This window comes from Polaromonas sp. P3_C2 (assembly GCF_056402675.1).
The window spans coordinates 1-1,884 of the sequence record NZ_JBFUGX010000731.1 but is presented as its reverse complement, the minus strand read 5'-3'; the positions used below and the strand labels follow the sequence as shown (position 1 = coordinate 1,884).

The 1,884-nt window shown below is 61.1% G+C and carries 1 protein-coding gene; it reads left to right on the top strand.

Annotated features, from left to right (window positions below; all coding sequences use genetic code 11):
- Positions 1 to 103 precede the first annotated feature (103 nt).
- Positions 104 to 1,846: an IlvD/Edd family dehydratase gene (locus AC1DWI_RS21285; protein ID WP_477671418.1), complete on the top strand. Its 1,743-nt coding sequence runs from the start codon at positions 104 to 106 to the stop codon at positions 1,844 to 1,846.
- Positions 1,847 to 1,884 lie beyond the last annotated feature (38 nt).

The following is a 1,884-nucleotide window of genomic DNA, read 5'->3' as shown; positions in this document are numbered from 1 at the left end:
GAACTACTCCGATCATGGTTTTCACTAAGACAGCGGCCGCAATGGTATGACGATAATACCTTTACACTTTCAGGATTAACCCTACTATTTAGGCCGACAGCACATGACCGACAGCAGCAAACCCAAAAAGAAACCCGAAGAACTGCGCAGCCAGCAATGGTTCGGCCGCCAGGACCGCGACGGCTTTGCCTACCGCAGCTGGGTCAAGGGCAAGGGCGTCCCGCACGACCAGTTTGACGGCAGGCCGGTCATCGGCATCTGCAACACCTTCAGCGAACTGACTCCCTGCAACTCGCACTTCCGCACCATCGCCGAGCAGGTCAAGATCGGTGTCTATGAGGCAGGCGGCTTTCCACTGGAGTTTCCGGTGATGTCGCTGGGCGAGACGCTGCTGCGCCCCACCGCCATGCTGTACCGCAACCTGGCCAGCATGGACGTGGAAGAAAGCATTCGCGGCAATCCGATCGACGGCGTGGTGCTGCTGATGGGCTGCGACAAAACCACGCCCTCCTTGGTGATGGGCGCCTCCAGCGTCGATCTGCCTACAGTGGGTGTCAGCGGCGGGCCTATGCTCAGCGGTAAATGGCGCGGCCAGGAGCTGGGCTCGGGCACCGGCGTCTGGAGCATGAGCGAGCAGGTGCGTGCCGGCACACTCAAACTTGCCGAGTTTTTTGAGGCCGAAAGCTGCATGCACCGCAGCCACGGCCACTGCATGACCATGGGCACGGCATCAACGATGGCCAGCATGGTCGAGGCGCTGGGCATAGGCCTGCCCGGCAACGCCGCGTATCCGGCAGTGGACGGCCGGCGCAATGTACTGGCCCGCATGGCCGGTCGACGTGCCGTCGAGATGGTGCACGAAGACCTCACACTCTCGAAGATTCTCACGCGTGAGGCATTCGAAAATGCCATCAAGACCCTGGCCGCCATTGGCGGCTCCACCAACGCAGTCATTCACCTGATCGCCATCGCCGGACGTATCGGCGTGAAGCTCACGGTGGATGACTTTGACCGCCTGGCCAGCGAGCTGCCCTGCCTCGTTAACCTGCAGCCTTCCGGTAAATACCTGATGGAAGATTTCTGCTACGCCGGCGGCCTGCCTGTCGTGATGAAGGAAATCGCGCAGCACCTGCACACCAGCGCCATTACAGCCAACGGCAAAACCATCGGCGAGAACATTGCTGATGCGGAAAACTACAACACTGATGTCATCATGCCGCTCTCCACTCCCTTCAAGGACAAGGCCGGCATCGCCGTGCTGCGGGGCAACCTGTCGCCGCGCGGCGCGGTCATCAAGCCCAGCGCAGCCACGCCCGCGCTCATGGTGCACAAAGGCCGTGCCGTAGTCTTTGAAACCATTGAAGATTTCCATGCACGCATCGACGATGAAAACCTGGACATCGACGAGAACTGCGTGATGGTGCTGAAGAACTGCGGGCCCAAGGGCTACCCCGGCATGGCCGAAGTCGGCAACATGCCACTGCCGCCCAAGGTGCTGCGCAAAGGCATCACCGACATGGTCCGCATCAGCGACGCCCGCATGAGCGGTACAGCGTATGGCACCGTGATACTGCACACAGCCCCTGAAGCCGCAGCAGGCGGGCCACTGGCCCTGGTGCAAAACGGTGACATCATCGAACTGGATGTGCCCAACCGCCGGCTACACCTGCATGTCAGTGACGAAGAGCTCGCCAGGCGCATGACCAGCTGGAAAGCACCCGAGCCGCCGCTGTCTTCAGGCTACTGGAAGCTTTACATCGACCACGTGCTGCAGGCCGACGAAGGCGTTGACCTGGATTTCCTGGTCGGCAAGCGCGGCTCTTTCGTGCCGCGCGACAATCACTGAGAACCAGCAGGCGCTGCTTACACGGCCCTCCCTTTCTC

Coding starts and splice junctions, on each gene's coding strand:
- AC1DWI_RS21285 (WP_477671418.1), top strand. CDS start 104: ATGACCGACAGCAGCAAACCCAAAAAGAAACCCGAAGAACTGCGCAGC.